The organism is Pyxidicoccus sp. M6 (assembly GCF_055568925.1).
In genome coordinates this window covers 9,926,829-9,946,166 of record NZ_CM145714.1, presented here as the reverse complement: position 1 = coordinate 9,946,166, position 19,338 = coordinate 9,926,829, and the positions used below count along the sequence as shown (strand labels likewise).

12 protein-coding genes are annotated in these 19,338 nt (G+C 71.5%); 2 read left to right on the top strand and 10 right to left on the bottom strand.

The features are described from left to right. The first annotated feature begins 171 nt into the window (after positions 1 to 171). The gene (locus ACVTJA_RS38965; RefSeq protein WP_465827945.1) at positions 172 to 2,718 is read left to right on the top strand and encodes a hypothetical protein; all 2,547 of its coding nucleotides are present in this window, start codon (positions 172 to 174) and stop codon (positions 2,716 to 2,718) included. 102 nt (positions 2,719 to 2,820) lie between these two features. Here ACVTJA_RS38965 and ACVTJA_RS38960 read toward each other — a convergent pair whose 3' ends face one another. From ACVTJA_RS38960 to ACVTJA_RS38930, 7 genes are all read right to left on the bottom strand, one after another. Beyond that, positions 2,821 to 3,315 (bottom strand): hypothetical protein, encoded by a 495-nt coding sequence (locus ACVTJA_RS38960; RefSeq protein ID WP_465827943.1) that lies wholly within the window; start codon positions 3,313 to 3,315, stop codon positions 2,821 to 2,823. A gap of 164 nt (positions 3,316 to 3,479) precedes the next feature. Continuing rightward, complete coding sequence (locus tag ACVTJA_RS38955; RefSeq protein WP_465827940.1) at positions 3,480 to 5,540, bottom strand: tetratricopeptide repeat protein; 2,061 nt, start codon at positions 5,538 to 5,540, stop codon at positions 3,480 to 3,482. Then, positions 5,527 to 6,651, bottom strand: coding sequence for a DUF3142 domain-containing protein (locus tag ACVTJA_RS38950; protein ID WP_465827937.1), 1,125 nt, complete (start codon positions 6,649 to 6,651; stop codon positions 5,527 to 5,529). Before ACVTJA_RS38950 ends, ACVTJA_RS38955 begins: the two co-directional genes overlap by 14 nt. 242 nt (positions 6,652 to 6,893) lie before the next feature. After that, positions 6,894 to 7,313 (bottom strand): hypothetical protein, encoded by a 420-nt coding sequence (locus ACVTJA_RS38945; protein ID WP_465827934.1) that lies wholly within the window; start codon positions 7,311 to 7,313, stop codon positions 6,894 to 6,896. Between the two features lie 255 nt (positions 7,314 to 7,568). After that, a complete protein-coding gene (locus ACVTJA_RS38940; protein ID WP_465827931.1) occupies positions 7,569 to 8,318 on the bottom strand; it encodes a hypothetical protein in 750 nt (249 codons plus the stop codon). A gap of 108 nt (positions 8,319 to 8,426) precedes the next feature. After that, a complete protein-coding gene (locus ACVTJA_RS38935; protein WP_465827930.1) occupies positions 8,427 to 10,457 on the bottom strand; it encodes a YgiQ family radical SAM protein in 2,031 nt (676 codons plus the stop codon). A 180-nt stretch (positions 10,458 to 10,637) separates the two neighbouring features. Further along, on the bottom strand, positions 10,638 to 11,378 hold the full coding sequence (locus ACVTJA_RS38930; RefSeq protein ID WP_465827927.1) for a hypothetical protein: 741 nt from the start codon (positions 11,376 to 11,378) through the stop codon (positions 10,638 to 10,640). A gap of 220 nt (positions 11,379 to 11,598) precedes the next feature. Here ACVTJA_RS38930 and ACVTJA_RS38925 point away from each other — a divergent pair, with 220 nt between their 5' ends. After that, positions 11,599 to 15,135, top strand: a complete 3,537-nt coding sequence (locus tag ACVTJA_RS38925) for an AAA family ATPase (protein WP_465827926.1) — start codon at positions 11,599 to 11,601, stop codon at positions 15,133 to 15,135. 25 nt (positions 15,136 to 15,160) lie between these two features. On the opposite strand, the gene ACVTJA_RS38920 is transcribed toward ACVTJA_RS38925, so the two are convergent. Genes ACVTJA_RS38920 through ACVTJA_RS38910 form a run of 3 tightly spaced genes read right to left on the bottom strand, consistent with a single transcriptional unit; the run spans position 15,161 to position 19,231 of the window. Continuing rightward, complete coding sequence (locus tag ACVTJA_RS38920; RefSeq protein WP_465827924.1) at positions 15,161 to 15,691, bottom strand: hypothetical protein; 531 nt, start codon at positions 15,689 to 15,691, stop codon at positions 15,161 to 15,163. Positions 15,692 to 15,719: 28 nt separating this feature from the next. After that, on the bottom strand, positions 15,720 to 18,662 hold the full coding sequence (locus ACVTJA_RS38915) for a CHAT domain-containing protein (protein ID WP_465827922.1): 2,943 nt from the start codon (positions 18,660 to 18,662) through the stop codon (positions 15,720 to 15,722). Next, positions 18,659 to 19,231, bottom strand: coding sequence for an RNA polymerase sigma factor (locus ACVTJA_RS38910; protein WP_465840626.1), 573 nt, complete (start codon positions 19,229 to 19,231; stop codon positions 18,659 to 18,661). The genes ACVTJA_RS38915 and ACVTJA_RS38910 overlap by 4 nt, the downstream gene beginning before the upstream one ends. Between the last annotated feature and the right edge of the window lie 107 nt (positions 19,232 to 19,338).

The following is a 19,338-nucleotide window of genomic DNA, read 5'->3' as shown; positions in this document are numbered from 1 at the left end:
CCATCCCTTCCGCCGCTCCTCTGGTCGATGCACGTGTCCTCGGACAACGCGCCAGTGGACCTTCGTCGAGGCATACGCCCACACGGCAGGAACCACGCCCACCCTCGGGGGGGGATTGTCGTCGGCCTCCGCTCGCCTGACCTTGGCGCAGTCGGCCGGAGGGGAAGGCGCATGCGTCAATCAGGGTGGAGGGCCGCGCGGTTCTCGCGGTGGGGAGGCGTGTTGCTTGGGGCGCTGCTGTTCGCCTGCGAGCCGGCACCAGGGGACGAGACCCGCGCGAGGGAGGCGACAGTCCCCGAGCCCATGACGGAGGACGCGCTGCCGCTCGCGCCACACGAGAAGCCCGATGACTCCCGGGAGGCCGCGGAGAAGAGCTCGGGTGTCTCCAGCGCCTTCGACCTGAACAAGCCCGTCCTGAGGAAGCAGCCCACCGCCCGTCCCGGAGTGGGCGTGGCCTTCGACGGGAAGCAGTACTTCGTGGCCTGGGAGGACGAGCGCGAGGGCCGCGTCTTCGGCTCCCGCGTGAAGCCCGACGGAAAGCTGCTCGACCCGGGCGGCATCCCCCTCAACCTCGGCACCGGGCTGGAGGGCGGTGAGCCCCGCGTGGCCTGGGACGGCAAGCAGTTCGTCGTCGTCTGGGTGAGCGGCAGCGGCGTCTTCGGCGCCCACGTGGAGTCGGACGGCGACGTGAAGCGCCACTTCATCATCGCCGCCTCCGACGAGGTGTTCGGCCCACCGGGCCTCGCGTGCACGAAGGGGGTGTGCCTCGTGGCCTACGTGCTCTCCGGTGACGAGGAGGACATCATCGTCTTCAAGCGCGTGGAGTCCGATGGCGACGTCCGCGCGGGTGAGACCCTCTCCGCACTGCCCGGCATCGCGGGCCGGCCCACGGCGGCCTGGGACGGCAAGCAATTCGCCGTCGTCTGGCAGGACGAGCGGGGAGGCGAGGGCGCGGAGGACCTCTACGGCGCCCGCGTGAAGAAGGACGGCACCGTGCTGGACCCGACCGGCGGTGTGCCCATCATCACGCTGCCCGGCGCGCAGACCCGGCCCGACCTGACGTGGACGGGGGACCGCTTCCTCCTCGTGTGGCAGGACGACCGGAGCGGCACCGAGGACATCTACGGCGCCCGGGTCCGCAGGGAGTTGACGGTGTACGGGCCCGAGGGCTTCCCCATCTCCACCGGCCCCGGCGACCAGACGCTGCCGCGCGCGGCGCCCAGCGGCAGCAAGTCGCTCGTCGTCTGGGACGACACGCGCCTGGGGCCTCACCGTGTGCGCGGCGCCCGCGTGGGGGACGACGGCAGCGTCTGGGACGTCGCGGGCTTCACCATCTCCTCCGGCGACCAGGAGGAGGAGCTCCAGCCGGGCATCGCGGTGGGGGACCACCAGTTCTTCGTCGCCTACGCGGGCGCGGAGTCCGGCACGCCGCTCTTCGGCCCGCACCACATCCTCGGCACGCGCGTGCAGCACGACAAGACGGTGAAGGACTCTCCGGCGAAGCTCTTCACCCGCTCCGCGTTCGCCCAGGACCAGGCCGCCTCCGCGGAGGGCGGAGGCGTCTACCTCACCGTGTGGCGCGAAATCCGCGCCGGCGTGTCACGGCTCCTGGTGACTCGGGTGCGCCCCGACGGCCGCGTGCTCGACGTGCCCTTCACGCTGCCGGCGGGCCCGGACGCGCGCGCGCCCGCGGTGGCGTGGGACGGCGACATCTGGATGATTGTCTGGGAGGAGGGCGACGAGTTCGGCGGAGGCACCGGCATCGACATCCGAGGCGCGCGGGTGAGCGGCTCGGGCGTGCTGCTGGATGCGGCCAGTCTGGCCATCGCCGAGCTGCCGGATGACCAGTACCAGCCCGCGATTGCCTCCAACACGGACGACTTCCTCGTCGTCTGGACGGACGAGCGCGGCTCCTACTTCGGCAATGTCTCGGACATCGTCGGCACGCGGGTGAGCTCCGGCGGCACCGTGCTGGACGCCGGCGGCTTCGCCATCTCCGGCGCGGACTTCACCCAGCGTTTCCCCTCCGTCGTGGCCACCGGCGGCCTGCGCTACCTCGTCGCCTGGGTGCACATCGATTTCATCTCCGTGCCCGGCGAGACGGAGCGCAGCATCCGCGGCTCGCGCGTGGACGCGGACGGCACCGTGCTGGACATCCCGGCGCGCCTCTTCGCCGAGGGGCCGGCCTTCAGCGCGCCACCCGGGCTCGCGTTCGATGGAACCAACACGCTGGTGGCGTGGACGAGCGAGTTCGAGGGCAGCTTCCCCGCTCCGGGCCCGGCCGCGCTCGCCGTCCGCGTGAGCGCGGGTGGAAACGTCCTCGATGCCGCGCCCATCACCGTCGCTACCGGAGGCGGCAGCCTCCGCGCCGACATCACCGCCACCTTCGACGGGACGGACTTCTGGCTCGCGTGGCGGCAGCTCACCGACGTGTCGTCCTTCCCGGCGCTGGTGTTCCGCTCGGACATCTACGGCGCGCGCGTGCGCACCAACGGCACCGTGAGGGATTCGGGCGGCCGCGTCATCGCCGCGCACCAGCCCGAGCCCGAGTCCGAGCCCGCCCTCGTCTCCGCCCTGGGCGGACGCGTGGCCGTCTTCTACACGGAGTTCGTCACCGAGGAGGACGTGATGAACCTGCGCATCCAGGGGCGCGTGCTCACCGGCCTGGGCGCGTCCGCCATGGAGGTGGGGACGCCGGCGCCGGCCGTGGCGCGCTGACAGCGTGAAACCCCGGCCCCCATGCGCGACGTGCGGGCCGGGACACCCGGGCCCGTGGCTCCCGCCCTCATGGGGGAGCGCACGGGCCCGCGTGCGTGAAGGCTACTTCGCGTCCACCACCAGCACCGTCCACCGGTCCGTGGAGTGGTCGATGCGGACGTTGGCGGCACCGGCCTCCTGGAGCTGCGCGACGATGCCCTCCAGGAAGGTGAGGTGCTCCTTCGGCGCGTCCACGAAGATGTGCTTCGAGCCGGTGCCCTTCGCCTTCGGCTTCTTCGCCGGAGCGGCGGCGGCGCCGTTGAGCGCCTCCGGAGAGGCGGCGGCCTTGAGGCTGGCGGCGGCGTCATCGGCGGGGGGCTCCGGAGCGACCTCCGGCTCCTCGGCCACCGGCGCGGGCGCGGCGGTCTCCTCCGCGGCCTCGGCCTCCTCCTCGGCCTGCTCGCGCAGCTGGTTGAAGGTCTTCAGGTTGATGGCTGCTCCGAACTTCGCCTTGAACGACTCCAGCGCCTCTTTGGTGCTGATGTTCGGCTGGTTGCGGAAGAGGTCGAGCAGATAGGCGTGGCGTTCCTGGGTCTGCTCCTGGGAAGTCCTCGGCATTTTCTTCAAGCTCCTCGAAGTGTTGGGAGACGGAAAGGCGGCGCACCCTATACGAGCATTCAGGGGGGCGGAAGGTGGGGGTGTGTCCGCCTCTGGCGCGCGGGCCCGCTATTCTCGTTTGTGGGGAGTATCTGGTTCGCTGCCAGTGCGTATGGGCGCGCGGCTCAGGCCGGCTTGCCACGCTTGCGGCGGCGCAGCAGCACGGCGCCCAGCGCCACCGGCACCAGCACCCCGCCGCCCAGGGCCGCGAGCGTGCGGCGCCGCAGCCCCTTCCAGTTGAAGGACAGCTTCTGCTGCTGCTGCGCGCGCACGCGCTCGAAGTCCGGCTCCAGGCAGTTCTGGCCGAAGATCATCAAGTCATCCGCGCCGCTGAGCAGGGCGCCGTTCTTCACGTAGGTGCGCCACAGGCGCGGGCCGCGCTCCGGCTCGTTGCTCGCGGTGTAGCGCGCCGCGTGGCAGAGCAGCATCGCGTAGGCCTGGCTGCGCTTGGGCATCAGCTCCGCGGCCTGCTCGGCGAGGTCCGCCGCGGTGGAGCGGTAGTGGAAGCGCAGCTCGTGCGGCGGTGCGTGGGCCTTCCGCCGTTGCTGCTCGGCGTCCGAGACGAGCGGGAGCTCAGCCATCTTCTTCCGAATCTCCTCCGCCTCCGGTGGCAGCTCTTCGTGCTCGCCGTACTCGCCCTTGTCGTACATGCCGTCCACTTCGGCCCAGTCCGGTGCGACCTCGGTGCCCAGCACCTCCATGCCCGCTGCTCGCGCGAGCTTCGAGGCTTCGAAGAGCGCGCGGGCCTTGTCCACCTTGTCGCTCGCCGCGTCCGCGCGCTCGAGGGCCTCCGCGTACTGCCGCGCGGGCTGCTCGAACTTCGTGCCCCGGAAGTACTCCAAGGCCTTCGAGCCCGCGCCGGTGCGCAGCATGCGCCGTCCGAGCAGCAGCCGCAGGCGCACCATGAAGGTGTTCGGCGCGTTCGTCTCCTCGCGGGCATCGTCGTCCCAGAGTCGCCCCATCTCGGGCGCGCAGCGCTGCTCGGCGGTGGAGGCGACGAAGCGCTGGAGCTCCTCCACCGTGAGGACGCGCTCGGCCACATAGGCGATGTCCGGCCACGAGCAGCTCGCCATCATCTGCTCCGCGGACCGCGGGAAGTCGCCGCGCAGGAGCGTGAGCAGGGCTCGCTCTCCCTCCGCGCGCGAGCGGGGACGCAGGGTGCCCACCTCCGACTCGCCGGCCCAGTCCTCCGTCTCGGGCAGTCCCTCCGCGACCAGCGCGAGGAGCTCCTCCGCCGCCTTCCGGTCTCCCCGGCGCAGCGCGAGCTTCGCCCTCACCCACGCGGCGAGCGGGGTGGTCTCCTGCGCGGCGAAGCGCTCGGCCAGGTCGAAGCGGCCCGCCCGCCACGCGCCCGCCGCGAGCCGGTCCGCGCCCGCGAGCCGGGGCACGGCCGCGAGCGCCTCCAGCACCCGCTTCACGTGCCCCTGTCCGTCCTCCTCGGTCCACACCCACTCTCGCCCGCGCGTCCAGACGTAGGTCGCCATGAGGCGCTGGGCAATCGGGTCCTTCAGGGCCGCGTGCAGCCGGGCCTCGTCCCGCTTGAGGGCTCGCGCCACCAGCAGCAGGGAGACGGTCCCGGTGGTGCTGCCGTACGCCGCCTGCTCCGCGTAGAGCCGGATGGCGCCCGCGTCATCGCCCTGCTCCAGCAGCAGGCGCGCCTCCTCACCGAGGCTCGCCACCGCGAGCCCCAGCGGGTCGTGGAAGCCCTGACGTGCGAGCTCGCGCACCTCCGCGAAGCGGGGCCGGGCCTCGTGCTGCAGGCCCGCGCCAGCGGTGCGCCCCAGCATGTACGCGGCGAAGGTGGAGAAGTGGCGGCGCTCCTCCGCGGGCAGCGCGAGCACGTCCTGGAAGCGGGCGCGCGCCTCCATGATGTCGCCCGCGTGGAAGGCCTTGGCGCCCGCGGCATACAGCTCCGTCTCCTTCGGCCCGCCACCTTCGCGCGCGCCTTTGGGCTCGCCGTTCTCGTCCGGGTCCTCGGGGAGCTCCACCACGTGGAAGGCGTCCGCGGGCTTGGGTACCAGCCGCGTGGCTTCGAGCATGAAGGCGCCCTCCGGCAACTCCGCGAGCGTGCCGGCCCTGTCGCTCAGAATCTCTGGCGGGAAGAAGGGGCCGCACGCGCGCGCGTCACGCACGGGGACGAGGAGCATCAGGACGACGAGAGATGCGAGGAGACTACGGCACGACAAGGGACACCTCGGTTCCCCGCACGAAGCCGACGACGCGGCGCTCGCCAACGCGCAGGCGGGGAGGCGTGCGCGCCACGAGGGAGGCCCCGTGCGGGGCATAGCCGCCCACGCCGTCCAGGACCTCCAGGTTTCCAGAAAGGGTGAGGCGCGCGGGCGCATCCGCGTCCACGCGGCCGGTGTTCTCGATGACGATGTCGCGCGTGCCGCCGCCCGCGTCGACGAGCCGGGGAGAGAGGCTCGGCGCCAGTGATTCGCCGCGCACCACGGCCTCCAGCGTCGGCAGGCTCCACGCGTCCATGTCGGCCCGGTGGCCGAGCCGGAACCAGATGAGGCCCGTCACGCCGCGCACGGGGCGCTCGCGCAATCCGCCGACGAAACGGGAGACGTCTCGAGGCTCCGCCGACAGGCGCGTCCCGTCGCGCAGCCGCACGCGGTACGTGGGCAGGGCGACGCGGAAGGCGCGGCTCGTGGCCCTGGACCAGGACTCGACGAACTCGCGCGCCTCTTCCGGAGTGAAGAGCGTGGGCGCGCGCACCGCGTGGACCTGGAGGACGACATCATCGGGGATGGAGGTGAGCCGCTTCACCTCCGGCGACGTGGCCCAGGTGGGCAGGGCGGTGATGGAGAGCGACAGGTCCTTCACCAAGGCCCGCTCGCGCTCCAGCCAATCCGCGTAGCCGGGCAGCGCGGAGGTGGCGCAGTCGTGGTCCACCTCGAGGCCTCGCACGCGGACGCCACGGGCCTTCCAGGCACGTGCGTGCGCCGCGAGCTCCTGGAGGGAGATGCCGTCGAGCGGCGCGGTGCCGTCCACCCGCAGCACCGCGACGACCTCGCGGCCGGAGCGGGCCAGGGCGTCCACGTCCACCGCTACGTCCACCGGCGTGCGCTTGGGGCCGGACAGCTCGCGCGCGAGGACGCGCAGCGCGCCGAGCTCCGGGGGCACGTGGGAGAGCGCGTCGCTCAGCTCCGGGCTCCAGTCCCGCTGCCACACATAGGCTTCGTGCGTGAGGGGCACCGGCGCCTCGCGCGAGCACGCAAGCCCGAGCACGAGCAGCAGCACCCAGGCCCAGGGCTGGGAGGTGCGTCGCCGGAGATGCTCGGGAGAAGTCATGGCCAGGAGGCCGCTCGCCGTGACGTGGTGAGCGCGTCAGGGGAGCGGGACTGCGACGCCATGCTGCCACATCGGTGACTTCCATTCCGCTGTGGCATTGCCCGGCCGGCTGCTTTCCGTGGGGAGCCCGGGCGTGGAGGCGGGGCCTTACGTTTGTTGGAGTGCCAGCGAGTCCCCGCGTGCTTCACGCATCGCCCCACGCCCGCATCGTCCTCGACAACCTGGAGCGTTGGGCCGGTGCCTCACTTCGGAGGCGGCGGATAGCTGTGGTCGCAGTGCAGGAGCGACGGCGGGTCGAAGCAGGTGATGCGGTCGTCGTCGAGCTGGCACACGCCGTCCGGAGTGCTGACGCACTGCACTTCCGTGCGCGTGGACTTGCAGTCATAGCCGCAGTTCACCGCCTCGGAGGCATTGAGGCAGCGGGGCGCGGGCGTCTCCGCGCCGTACTGGTGGATGACGCTCTCCGGCGGGTCCCAGCAGACGAGCTTCGCGAAGTGCGTGGCGCACACCCCATATGGCGTGCTGTTGCAGGCCACCTCACCGTTGTGCAGCCGGCAGTTGTAGCCGCACGCCACCTTGCCCCGGCTCTCCTTGCACTCGGGCTTCGCGCCCGAGTCCGGAGGGTGGTTGATGACGAAGCGTGGCGGGTCCCAGCAAGTCACGTTGCCGGCCAGCACCTGACAGACGCCATACGGAGTCCGCGCACATCTGGCGCCGGACCCATTGGCCTTGCATTGGTAGCCACACACCGTGCGCCCCTGTGAGGACAGGCACTCCGGTGGAGGAGGGCGTGGCGGGGGTTCCGGTGCGGACTCCACGGGGGTCGACGCCAGCCACAACAAGGTGAGCAGGGGGAGCATGGTGCCCCCCCGACGAAATGGCCGGGAAATTATTCAAACCGCTCGCGCGAAAGTCCGTCACATGTTGGGTGGGATGACGAAGTGCCCGTCCTTTCCCAGGGGAAGCCGGGTGATGTAGCGCTGCTTGATGTCCAGGTAGAGGCTCTTCCCGTTCGGGAAGAGCGCCACCGACGGGACGATGAGCTGGTGCTCCGGCGGGCTGCCCAATGCAATCCACATGCGATTGCCATTCGTGCCCAGCGTCACCCAGCGCGTCTGCGGTCCATCGGGAGACGCCTTCAGGTCCATCCGCACCAGGAGGATGGCCAGCTGCCCATCCGGTGACGTCCAGGTGTTCGCGAGTGAAAGCTCCACCCGAGCCGGCAGCCACGTGGACCAGGTGTTCACCACGCAGAAGCCGCCCGCGTGCGGACGCGCCACCACCAGCGAGCCGCCGCCTTCCGGCCCCTGGAGGCTGTGCTCCTTCAACCCGAAGACCTGCACCGTCCCCGAGGCGAGTGCCAGCTCCGTCTGGAACGCCTGCGCCACCGCCTCCTTGTTCTTGAACCCGAGGTCCTCGAACGAGAGCGCGGGCACCCAGTTCCGGGCGGCCAGCTCCGGCCGGAAGCCCAGCTCGAGGTTCAGCTCGTCGGGGATGCTCTCCGGACACGTGGGCTTGGGCGCGCTGTCACCCGATGCTCCGGCCCGCTTCGCCGCGCCGTCCGGTCCGGAGGTGCTCGCGCCTCCGGTGCTCTTCGACAGCGTGGCGCATCCACTCAGCAACCCCAGCAGACAGCCCAGTCCCACCACCCGACTCACACGGCGCATCCACCCTCCAGGGAAGGTGTTCGAGCCTGCCTCAGACGTCAGCCGGTACAAGCCCCGGGGCCCCGGGTCGGCGCGCACCGCGCAAGCCGTGCGAGCCTGCCTCGGGAGTCAGCGGGGACGAGGCCCGGGGCCACCAGGGCGGCGAGCACCGGGACGTGCCGGCGGCCGCGGCCCCGAGTGCTGACGGGGCGCCTGCGGCTTCGACTCGCGCGGCCCGTCCTCGTCGTCGCGCGACTCGGCGCGCTGGCGGCGGGCGGCCTCGGCGGGCGTCTCGGGCGGCACCAGCGCGTGCGGGCCTCGGCCGATGAGGTCCTCGCGGCCGGCCAGCTTCAGCGCCTCGCGCGCCAGCGGCCACTGCTCCGGGTTCCAGTAGAGGAGCAGCGCCTTCTGGAGCTTCTTCTCGCGCAGGCCCTGTGCCGTGTACACGGGCTCCATCTTCAGCGGGTCCATGCCCGAGTAGTACATGGCCGTGGCCATGGCCATGGGCGTGGGGATGAAGTCCTGCACCTGCCGGGGCCGCTTGCCGTTCTTCTTCAGCCACAGCGCCAGCTCCACCATGTCCTCCAGCGTGGAGCCCGGGTGGCCGCTGATGAAGTACGGGATGTCGTACTGCTCCTTGCCGGCCTCCTCGCTCGCGCAGGCGAACATCGTCTGGAAGCGCTCGAAGCTCTCGATGCCGGGCTTCTTCATCTTCTCCAGCACGCGCGGCGACACGTGCTCTGGCGCCACGGAGAGCTGCCCGCCCACGTGGTGCGCGGCCAGCTCCTTCACGTACTCCGGCGAGCGCTCCGCCAGGTCGTACCGCACGCCGCTGGCGATGAAGACGTGCTTGACGCCTTCCTCCTTGCGGACCTCCTGCATCAGGCTGATGAGCGGCCCGTGGTCCGTCTGGAGGTTCTCACACACGCCCGGGTGCACGCAGGACAGCTTGCGGCACCGCTTCTCGATGTCCTCGCTCTTGCAACTGAGCTTGTACATGTTGGCGGTAGGGCCGCCGAGGTCCGTAATCGTCCCGCGGAAGTCGCCCATGCGCCGCAGCGCGCGCACCTCGCGCAGCACGCTCTCCGCGGAGCGGCTCTGGATGACGCGGCCCTCGTGCTCCGTAATCGAGCAGAAGGTGCAGCCGCCGAAGCACCCGCGCATCAGCACGATGGAGTGCTTCACCGTCTCGTACGCGGGGATGCCCTCGTCCTTGTAGATGGGGTGCGGGACGCGGTTGAAGGGCAAATCGTACAGCTCGTCCATGGCCACCGAGCGCCCGTTGGCGTCCGCGGCCCCGACGCCGTCCTCCAGCGGGAGCGCGGGCGGGTTCATGAAGATGGCGCGGTTGCCGTGGCGCTGCGCGAGCGGCCGCGCGTTGCCCGGGTTGGTCTCCATCTGGAAGTCGCGGCTCATCTGCGCGAAGGCGTGCTTGTCCGCGATGACGCTCTCGTACGCGGGCAGCACCACCGTCTTGCGGTCCGCGGCGCGCTTCGCCGGGTCCGCCTCGTGCGTGCGCATCTCCTCGTCGCTGATGATGTACGCGGTGCCGCGCACGTCGCGGATGTCCTGGATGCGCTCGCCCCGGCGCATGCGGTCCGCCACTTCCATGATGGGGCGCTCGCCCATGCCGAAGACGAGCAGGTCCGCCTTGGCGTCGAAGAGGATGGAGCGGCGCACCTTGTCGCTCCAGTAGTCATAGTGGGCGATGCGGCGGAGGCTGGCTTCGATGCCACCGAGGATGATGGGCACGTCGGGGTACGCCTCGCGGCAGCGCTGCGCGTAGACGATGGTGGCGCGGTCCGGCCGGCAGTTGGTGCGGCCGCCGGGGCTGTACTGGTCCTCGGAGCGGTTCTTCTTCTGGGCCGTCAGCCGGTTGAGCATCGAGTCCAGGTTGCCGGCCGCGACGCCGAAGAAGAGGCGCGGCGGGCCCAGGGCCTTGAAGGGCTCGGCCGAGTGCCAGTCCGGCTGGGGGATGAGCCCCACCTTGAAGCCGCGGCCCTCGAGGAAGCGTGCGATGAGGACGGGGCCGAAGGCCGGATGGTCCACGTACGCGTCGCCCGTGACGATGATGATGTCGCACTGCTCCCAGCCGCGCGCCTGCATGTCGGCGCGGGTGATGGGCAGGAAGGGATGGGCGTAGCGGCTCGGAGGGGGCATGGCACTCGGTCGGCTGCGGAAGACCTCCTCCCTAAACACCCCGGGCCTCCGGAAGCAAACCCGGCGTGGATGTAGGTGTCCTCCGTGGCGGCGGTCATGCCTCCCTGCCGGGCAGCCAGTCACACCACCAGCAACCCGTCAGTGGGGCGGCCGGTTCGGGTCGGGGCCCGTCCCCGGGGCTCAGCCGGACTTGCGGCGCGAAGACTTGCGGGCAGAGGGCTCCTTGGCGGGGGCCTTGGCGCTCTCGGGTGGGGCCACCTCGAGACGCTTCTTCAGCTCTCGCGTGCAGCGCTCGCCCACGCGCTGGGTGAGCACCTTGTTCATGGACGAGCCCACGGCGATGCCCACCAGCGGCAGCGCGCGGAAGAAGCCCTTGGACACGGACAGGAGGGCAATCTTCGTCATGACGCCGACGAGCACCTTGGAGGCCTCGCGCGGCGCGTACTTCCAGAAGGCGATGCCCTGCGTCTCCGCGAGGTCCGCCACCGTGCTGCGCTCGCTCTCGCGCTTCGCGTCGTAGGTGCTCACCGAGGCGAGGAGGAACGCGAGCTGCCGCTCGTCATCGCGGGTGATGTCGTAGCCGTGGAGGTGGCTGAGCACGAGCGCCATCTCCACCTCGAACTTGAGCATGAAGCACATGTCCGCGAGCGTCCCACCCAGCGCGGCCACCAGCGTGCCGGCGCCCGGAAGGATGCCGGGAAGGGCCGCGAGCCCTCCGGACACGGCGGAGCGGTTGGAGAAGTGGCGCACCACCTCAAGCGCCGCGGTGTCGCGCACGGCGTCCTCGCTGGGGAGCGGCTTCTGCCGCGCCTTCTCCAGGTGTTGCTTCGACAGCGCGACGAGGCTGTCGGTGTCCGCGAGAATGCGCTCCACGGCCGTCAGGAGCTTGCGTCCCTGCTCCTGGTCCTCGACTTCCTTCATGGCGGTTCCCCCTGTGGGCCCGGTGCTCCAGACGGCACACCCGCGCCGGGATTCACGACGCTGGCGGACGGCTGTCGCGGCTGTCAAGTCACGCCCCGTGTGCACGGAGTGTGCCCGGAGGCGGACGCATTGACGCGGATCCATGCCTCCCCTACCTTCGCGCCCCCTGTGCCCGGCGAAGGGTAGAGGGAATCTGAAGCCTTCCCCGATGACGCACCGGATGCACGACGAGGCCGGCGAGGCGCGCGAAGCGCCGTCGACGGGCGATTCCCCTCGCGAGCTGCACGTCGAGTACGACGATGCGCCCGCGGATGGTGGGGCCGCGCGCTCTCGGAATGTGCTCCGGCCCCGGCCCTCCGAAGTGGAGCCGCGCTCGCGCGTCGCGCCTCCCGTGCCCGTCTCGCCGAACCCGATGCTCGTGCTCGGGCGGCTGAAGCGTGGCGCGGTGGACCCGGCGAAGGCGGACCCGGACGGTGTGCCCTCGGTGGACGTCGCCGCGAGCCCGGCGGCGAGCCAGTCCGAGCGCGAGGCCATGCAGGCCACGGTGTCGGCGGGGAAGCGCCGCGAGGTGTGGACGCCGCCCGCGTACCTGCCGGAGGACCTGCGCGAGGCGCTCATGGCGGAGCGCAGCCAGTTCCGCGCGCAGTTGTTGCAGGACGTGCGCGAGGTGAGCCTCCAGTCGCCCACCGTCCTCTCGCTCATTCCGCGCCCGGCGGCGGACCCGGACTGGTCGGGCGGCTCCATCCTCGGGTTCCACGGCGAGGAGTGCGTCTTCGGCGGAGACGTCGTCCACCTGGACTTCGAGTCGGGCCGCGTCTTCGCCTCGCCCGGGCACGGCGACGACGTGGACCGCCGCGCGCTCTCCGCGGACCGCTGGTGCTACCGGCCCTATGACTTCGCGGAGGCGCTGTGCCGGGCGGCCTCGGCGTACGAGGAGCGGCAGCCCGCGCTCCACCAGGCGCTGCGCCGCGCCACCGGTGAGGAGACGCCGCCCGCGCTCTCGGAGAAGGACGCGGAGAAGCTGCCCGTCGACCGGCTGTGGGGCCAGCCCTGGGGCTGCGTCTGGGGCCCACCCGGCACGGGCAAGACGACGGCCGTCGCGGACCTCATCGCGCGCAGCCTCCGTGCGTTCCCGAATGAGCGCATCCTCGCGGTGGCGCCCACCAACCGCGCCGCGGACGAATTGGTGATGCGCGTGAGCGCGCTGCTGGAGCGCGAGCCCATTCCCCTGCGCCCGCTGCGCAGCATCTTCCGCGGCGGCACGGGGGCGAGCGACGCGCTGGCGAAGCTGCCCACCGTCGTCGTCGAGGACAGCCAGAAGGGCGGGAAGCTCCGCTCCACCATCGAGGACCGCGAGCGGGAGCTGCTGCTCCAGCGCATCCGCGGCGGCCCCGCGCACGAGCTGGCGAAGCTGCAGGCGGAGCTGCGCGGCCTGCGCGGCAAGGTGAAGGACCCCACGCTGAAGGAAGCGGAGAAGGGGGACTGCCCGCTGATGGTGCTCACCGTGCACCGCGCGCTGCGGCTGGTGGCGGAGCTGGAGGGGAAGCAGACCTTCTCGCGGCTCGTGGTGGACGAGGCGGGCATGGTGACGCGCGCGGCCACCGCGCTGCTGGCGCCGCTGGCGGAGCGGGTGACGCTCGCCGGGGACCCGAAGCAGATTGGCCCGGTGAGCCGCGCGGCGGAGGGCTCGGGGAAGGACACGCAGAAGTGGCTGCGCGCCAGCGGCCTGTCGCACCTGGCGGACGCGGTGAAGGACGCGGCGCGGCCGGACGTGCTGCTCTTGCGCATCCAGCACCGCATGCACCCCGACATCGCGAAGGTGGTGAGCCACTTCTGCTACGGCGGCGCGCTGGAGGACGGCGACATCGTCAAGGCCCGCGCGGCGCGGCCCGCCCCCGTCTCCGCCTTCGCCGAGACGCGAGCCGGCTGGGTGGTGCTGGACAGCGTCACTCGCGACGTCCGCAGCCTCACGCATGGGCGAGGGGAGACGGGCTCCGGCTACCAGCGCGAGCTGTCGGCGAAGCTAGCCGTGTCGCTCGCGCGCGAGGCGGTGCGCTCGGGATTGAGCGTGCTGTGCGTCACGCCGTACCGCGCCCAGGCCGCGCTGGTGCGCCGGCTGGGAAACTCCGCGGGCCTGCGTGGAGACGTCTTCAGCGCGTCCACCATCCACCGCCAGCAGGGCACGCAGTACGACGTGGTGCTGGTGGACACGGTGGCCGGAGGCCGGCCGTTTCCGCCGCACACGCTGGTGCCCATGCTCAACGTGGCCGCGAGCCGCGCACGGGACTACCTGCTCGTGCTGGCCTCACGCGACGAGGCCCGGGCCGCCACCATCCCGCAGCGCTTCCTCACGCTGCTGCCACGCCTGCGCGTCCTCTCCAGCGAGCCGCTGAAGCTGGAGCCGCTGCCCCTTCCGCAGAAGCCGCCGCCTCCTCCTCCTCCGGCGCCCGTCCCGCCCGCGAGCCTGGGCGGTGAAATCGAGGGCGCGCGCCCGGCCCGGCCGCTCTTCACGCACGAGCAGGTGTCCCTCTTCGAGCGAAAATTCGATGACGGGCACCACCTGGTGCGCGGCGTGGCGGGCAGCGGCAAGACGTACGTGCTGGCGCACTGGGTGGCGCGCTACCTGCTGGAGCACGAGGACACGCAGGTGCTGGTCTCCTTCTTCAACCGGGCCCTGGCGCCGCTGGTGGAGAAGCTGCTGACGGAGGCGCTGGTGCAGCGCGCGGGCCGCGAGCGGGTGCGTGCGCTGCGCTCGCGGGTGGCGGTGAAGCACGTGGGCGCGCTGCGCCGCCCGGAGCCCGGCAGCTTCGACGCCGTCTTCGTCGACGAGGCGCAGGACATGGACGCGAAGGGGCTGGCCACGCTGTACGGCCTCGTGCGTCCGCACACGCTGCCGGATGGCCGGCAGGTGCGCTGCTTCCAGCTCTTCATGGACGACTCGCAGAATGTCTATGGGCAGATTCCCATCGACATGCTGAAGGAGCAGCTCCCGGAGGGCCTGTCCTTCCGAGGCCGCACCCGCGTCCTCAAGGAGACCTTCCGCGCCACGCGCGACATCCTCGACATCGCCTTCAACGTGGTGCTGGACCCGCTGCGCCAGCACCAGACGGCCGAGCCCGGCATGCGCGAGTACATGAAGGTCGGAGAGCTCGCGCGCGAAGGACTCCTGTGGCTCCCGGAGGAGACGCTGGAGGGGCTCTTCCGCGTCCAGTCCACCGAGCGCGGCGGTGTGCTGCCCTTCGTGCGCGGCTTCGCGTCGGGCGCGAGTGAAGCGCGGCAGGTGGCGAAGGAGATTGCACGGCTCATCCGTGAGGAGGGCGTGCACCCCGGCGACATCCTGGTGGTGGCCCCGGTCATGCCCTCGCAGTACACGGAGGCGCTCATTCGCGCCGGTGTGCCGGCGGAGGCGTACGGCGGCAAGGGCGGACGGGACGTGACGGACTTCCGCGTGAGCGGGGTGGACCACGTGCGTGCCACCACCGTGTTCTCATGCAAGGGACACGAGTGCCCCATCGTCTTCTTCGCGGGGCTGGACGCGCTGGACACGGTGGAGAACTGGATGGCGGGGGGCCGCGAGCGGACGGCGCGCGAAATCGAGCGCATCCGCCGGGCCATGTTCTACGTGGGCTCCACGCGCGCCATGAAGCGGCAGTACCTCACGGGCGTGCGCGGCGCGCGCTTCCTCCGTGTGGCCGCGCATTACGTGGAGACGCTCGGCGGGCTCATCTCCTCCGCGCCCGAGGGCGCGAAGGAGTAGGGCCCGCGAGGACCGAGGCTCTCGGCTACCGGGGCGCCTGCTGGGCGCTCTGGACCGTGATGTTGGCGCCCGTGATGTGCGCGGCCTCGAGGAGCTTCACGGCCACCTGCACGGCGAACTTCTCCGTGAGCGCGACCCGCGTCTTGGCATCCCGGATGGGGTTGGGGTCGCCATCCGTCTCATGCTTGGGGTCGGACGCGTTCAGGTTGCAGCCCGGCTCCGTCGTCCCGTCCGGGTTCTTGATTTCCGGGCACGGCACCCTGACAGCGGTGCTCACCGTCTGCGTGGTGAGTCCTGCCTGGGCCGTCTTGGACTCGGACTCCTCCTGCTGCTGGGCCCGCTTTCCATCCCTGCGGGAGACGACGCGCCCGGTGCGCGGGTCCACCACGAAGGTGGAGATGAGGCTCGCGTCATTGACGTCCTGCAGGGTGACGTGGACGAGCGTTCCGGCGGGGATGTCCCGCGACGGGTCGAAGTCCGGCCCCTGCGGCTTGTGGTCGCGCCAGCAGGCCGACAGCGCGAGAAGACAGGAAAGGGGCAAGAGGAGTTTCTTCATGGGGTGTGGCTCTGGCTGTGAGGTGGGACTACTCGAAGAGCAGCACCTGCTGCACCCACGTGCTTCCGTGGCGCTGCAGCCAGGACTGCCGCTCATCCCGGAGTGCCACGGCGGCGGGCGTTCCGGCCCGGATGCGTGCGAGCACCGGGTCGAAGAAGGCTGTGGCCTCGGCATCGGGAATCTCCTGGGTGGCCGCCAGGACGGCCCGGGCGCCGGACTCGATGAAGGCGAGCGGCAGCCCGAAGTTCTCGTGGATATACGCGCTGGTGTGCGCGGCGTAGCAGGCGGCGAGCAGCACCACCGGACGCCCGCGCAGCCGTTGCTCGTGCAGGTCTTCCGTGGTGAGCGCGAAGCGCCCCGTATCACTCATGGGAGAGAGCACGAGCACGGACGCGTCCGCCACGCCGGGGTCGATGATTCCATGCGCGTGGATCTGCACCTCGGTCGCGTCCCGCATGGCCTCCAGGACGCGGACCGGGGTGGCAGCCGTGCCGCGCAGCACGGTGACATTCGAGTCCTCGGGTGTGGCCGCACTCCAGGGGCGGAGCGCGGGAAGGCGCAGCGACGTGGGTGCCCGCACGTCCGTGACGACCAGGCGGCGCTCCTGCACCTTCGGCTCCTGGGGAGAGGCCGCGGGGCCGACACGGTAGGACCACGCGAGCTCCGGCGGCAGCAGGCCCGCGCGGCCCTGGACGGGAGGACGTGCCAGGACTTCCACGCTCGGACAGGCGCGCAGCGTCTCCACCACCTTCGCGGGGACCAGCCCCTCGACGCCTTCCAGGGGCGTCTTCCGCCCCGCGTCGTAGTGTCCGGTGATGCGGCCTTCGGCGTCCCGGGCCACCACGAAGGTGCGCTCGTCGTCCACGGTGACTCCCAGGACGCACCGCTCGGGCACGGAGAAGCCACGCTCCTCCGCGAAGAGGGCGAGCCCCTGCTCCAGCTCGCCGTTGCGGCCCGCATCCAGGATGAGGGAGGTGTAGCTGTAGACGCGAGCCTTGCGCGCGCTCACGTCGGAGGCCGGCAGCTTCGCGGCTTCAGCCAGGGCCTGTCGCAACAACTGCTGTCCCCGCGGGCGGTCCTGCTCGATGAAGTAGCGGCCCTCGAAGTGGCGTAGCAGCGCCAGGCCCCCCGCGTCCTGCTTGTTGGCTTCACGCATGGAGGCCAGCGCGTCGACGAGCCGCTCGGTGTCCCCGGGCTGGTGCTGGTTCGTGCGCGCCAGCTCCGCGAGCAGGGAGATGCGGGCCATGGAGGGCTTCTTGCCGCAGCTCGAGGCCCGGTCGAGCTGCTGGCGCGCGCCCGCGAAGTCCAGCGCCCGGTGGTGGGCGATGGCGAGGTTGGTGATGGCCACCTCCGAGTCGGCGCAGCTCTCGGGCGTCTGGGCGACCAGCTCCTCCAGATAGGCCCGTGCCAGCACGAGGTCATTGCGGGTCCGGGCCACCTGCCCCAGGTCCCGCAGGAGGTTTCGCTGGGTGCCCCATTCCTGGCTACCGCGCGCCAGGGCCATGGCTTCGAGGAGGTGCGCGTTGGCCTCGACGGGGCGGTTCAAGCGGACGCTCACCAGGCCCAGCTCGCGCATCAGCATCATGCAGCGGTAGCCCTGCTTCGCATCCCCCCGGCACGACTGCACCGCCGCGGCGAGTCGCGCCTGGGCGTCATAGAGCTCGTCGCGCAAGGCCTCTGCCTTGGCCTGCCGCTCCTCCGCGAGCAGCGCGAACCACGGGTCTCTCGTGGCCAACGCCAGCGCGCGGTACTCGTCCAGGTGTTCCCTCGCGTCTGCGTACGCCAGCGCTCCCAGGAGCATGTCCTCCTGGCGGGCCGCCCGCAGCCGGGCGAAGAACGACTCCTGCTCCGCCCCCTTCAGCTCGTTCCGGGTGAGCGGGATGAAGTCCCGTGCCAGCGGTGCGCGGACGGCGAAGTCCTGCCGGGCGGTGCGGCGCAGGGCATCCTCCAGATGGGAGCCGCCCTGCTTCTCGTCCAGCTTCGCGGCCAGCGGGCGCAGGGCCTCCAGGCGCTCGGGCGAGGTCGCGGTTCGCAAGGCGTTGTAGAGGCACACGCGCGCCATGCCCGGCAGGGCCTCCGCCTGCGCGAGGGAGAGGGGCTCGCCGCCCTCGACCATGCGCTGGCAGTCCTGCCGCGCGCCCTTCCAGTCCTTTCGCTCCGTCTCCGCCGCGCCACGCAGCTCACGGGCCGTCTGGGCGGCTTCCTCGCTCCAGCCCGGCTCCTTCAGCGCGGCGACCTGCTCGAAGGACTCCGCCGCTTGAAGCGGCAGTCCGAGCGCCTTCAGCGTGATTCCCCGGTTCCAGAGGGCCTGGGGGTGCTGGGGCCGTGCCCGCAGCGCACGCTCCAGCAGCTGCAGCGCCTCATGCCAGTCCTGCCGCTGCATGGCCACGACGGCACGGTCCACGTCCAGGTCCGGCGAGGCGGGCAGCCTGGAGAGATAGGCGGAGGCCTGCCCCAGGTCCCCGCGCAACAGGAAGGCCGTGGCCAGCCCCCGGTCGTCCCCGGCCTTCTCCAGTTGCGCCATCGCGTACATGGGCAGCGGCTGCGCCGTCGTGCCCTGGCTGCGCATCACCGCATAGGGCTTGTGCCGGTCCGCGCCCGGAAGCGTCACCCGCGCCTCCAGCGTGCGCGTGGGGGCCTGGGCAAGCCACAGCGCGTTCGCATCCGGCTGGGAGTCCGCGCGCGATAAAACCACCAACGTGGCGAGGCCGGCGGCCAGCGTCAGCGGCACCACCATCAGCCAGGTCCTGCGGCGCCAGGAGGAAGGTCCGGACACGATGACGTTCCGGGGAAGCGGCTCCTCGTTGCTGTCATTCACCGCGTCGTCGGCGAGCAGCTCCATGGCGAGGAGCTCCTTCATCCGAGACTCGCACGCGTCACAGCGGGTGAGGTGGTGCCGGAAGTTCTCCGCTTCCACGGGCGGCAGCTCCCCGTCGACGAAGCGCTCCAGCCTCTCGCACAGCTCACTCATGACTCGACCCTGTCCTCACGCGGCGCATCGCCGGGCGTCAGCAGCTCCCGCAGGGCCTGCCGCGCTTCGGACAACCACCGTCCCACCGTCCCCTCGGGCGCGCCGAGCTGCTGAGCGATGGCCCGGTAGCGCAGCCCCGACGCATGCAGCCGGTACGCGTCGCGCACCTGCGGAGGCCGGAGCTGGTCGATGGCGCGCTGGAAGTCGTCCCGTGTGACGCGCTCCCACTGCTCCGCGGGCTCCGGCGCGTCCGTCACGTCGCCCTGCACCACGCGCAGCGCGGGCGCGCCGAGGACTTCGGTGCGCCGGCGGCGGCAGTGGTCCAGGAAGCGGTTGCTCAGCGTGGTGCTCAACCACACGCTCACCGCGCCCGCGTTCTCTCCCTCCAGCTTGTCGAAATGACGGTACGCGCGCTCCAACGTCTCCTGCACGAGGTCCTCCGGATCAATGCCTCCCCCCGCACAGAGTCGCCGGGCCACCCGCAATAGGCCCGGACGCCGTGCTCGCGCGAATTCGTCGAACTGGCGGTGCTGCCCTTCGTCCATCGCTGCGCCGCCCCCTGCTCCCATCGTCTCTTGTCGATCCACGCGTGGAGCGCCCCCTGCGCACGGGGAGAACGTGCACCGGGAATTCTCTTCGGTGAAATCGTATAGCACGGCGTGTCAGGGCGGGGCTT

What these genes read in the sequence shown, in the direction of transcription:
- ACVTJA_RS38965 (WP_465827945.1), top strand. Translation starts at nt 172, where the DNA reads ATGCGTCAATCAGGGTGGAGGGCCGCGCGGTTCTCGCGGTGGGGAGGC.
- ACVTJA_RS38960 (WP_465827943.1), bottom strand. Translation starts at nt 3,315, where the DNA reads ATGCCGAGGACTTCCCAGGAGCAGACCCAGGAACGCCACGCCTATCTG.
- ACVTJA_RS38950 (WP_465827937.1), bottom strand. Translation starts at nt 6,651, where the DNA reads ATGACTTCTCCCGAGCATCTCCGGCGACGCACCTCCCAGCCCTGGGCC.
- ACVTJA_RS38940 (WP_465827931.1), bottom strand. Translation starts at nt 8,318, where the DNA reads ATGCGCCGTGTGAGTCGGGTGGTGGGACTGGGCTGTCTGCTGGGGTTG.
- ACVTJA_RS38935 (WP_465827930.1), bottom strand. Translation starts at nt 10,457, where the DNA reads ATGCCCCCTCCGAGCCGCTACGCCCATCCCTTCCTGCCCATCACCCGC.
- ACVTJA_RS38930 (WP_465827927.1), bottom strand. Translation starts at nt 11,378, where the DNA reads ATGAAGGAAGTCGAGGACCAGGAGCAGGGACGCAAGCTCCTGACGGCC.
- ACVTJA_RS38925 (WP_465827926.1), top strand. Translation starts at nt 11,599, where the DNA reads ATGCACGACGAGGCCGGCGAGGCGCGCGAAGCGCCGTCGACGGGCGAT.
- ACVTJA_RS38920 (WP_465827924.1), bottom strand. Translation starts at nt 15,691, where the DNA reads ATGAAGAAACTCCTCTTGCCCCTTTCCTGTCTTCTCGCGCTGTCGGCC.
- ACVTJA_RS38915 (WP_465827922.1), bottom strand. Translation starts at nt 18,662, where the DNA reads ATGAGTGAGCTGTGCGAGAGGCTGGAGCGCTTCGTCGACGGGGAGCTG.
- ACVTJA_RS38910 (WP_465840626.1), bottom strand. Translation starts at nt 19,231, where the DNA reads ATGGGAGCAGGGGGCGGCGCAGCGATGGACGAAGGGCAGCACCGCCAG.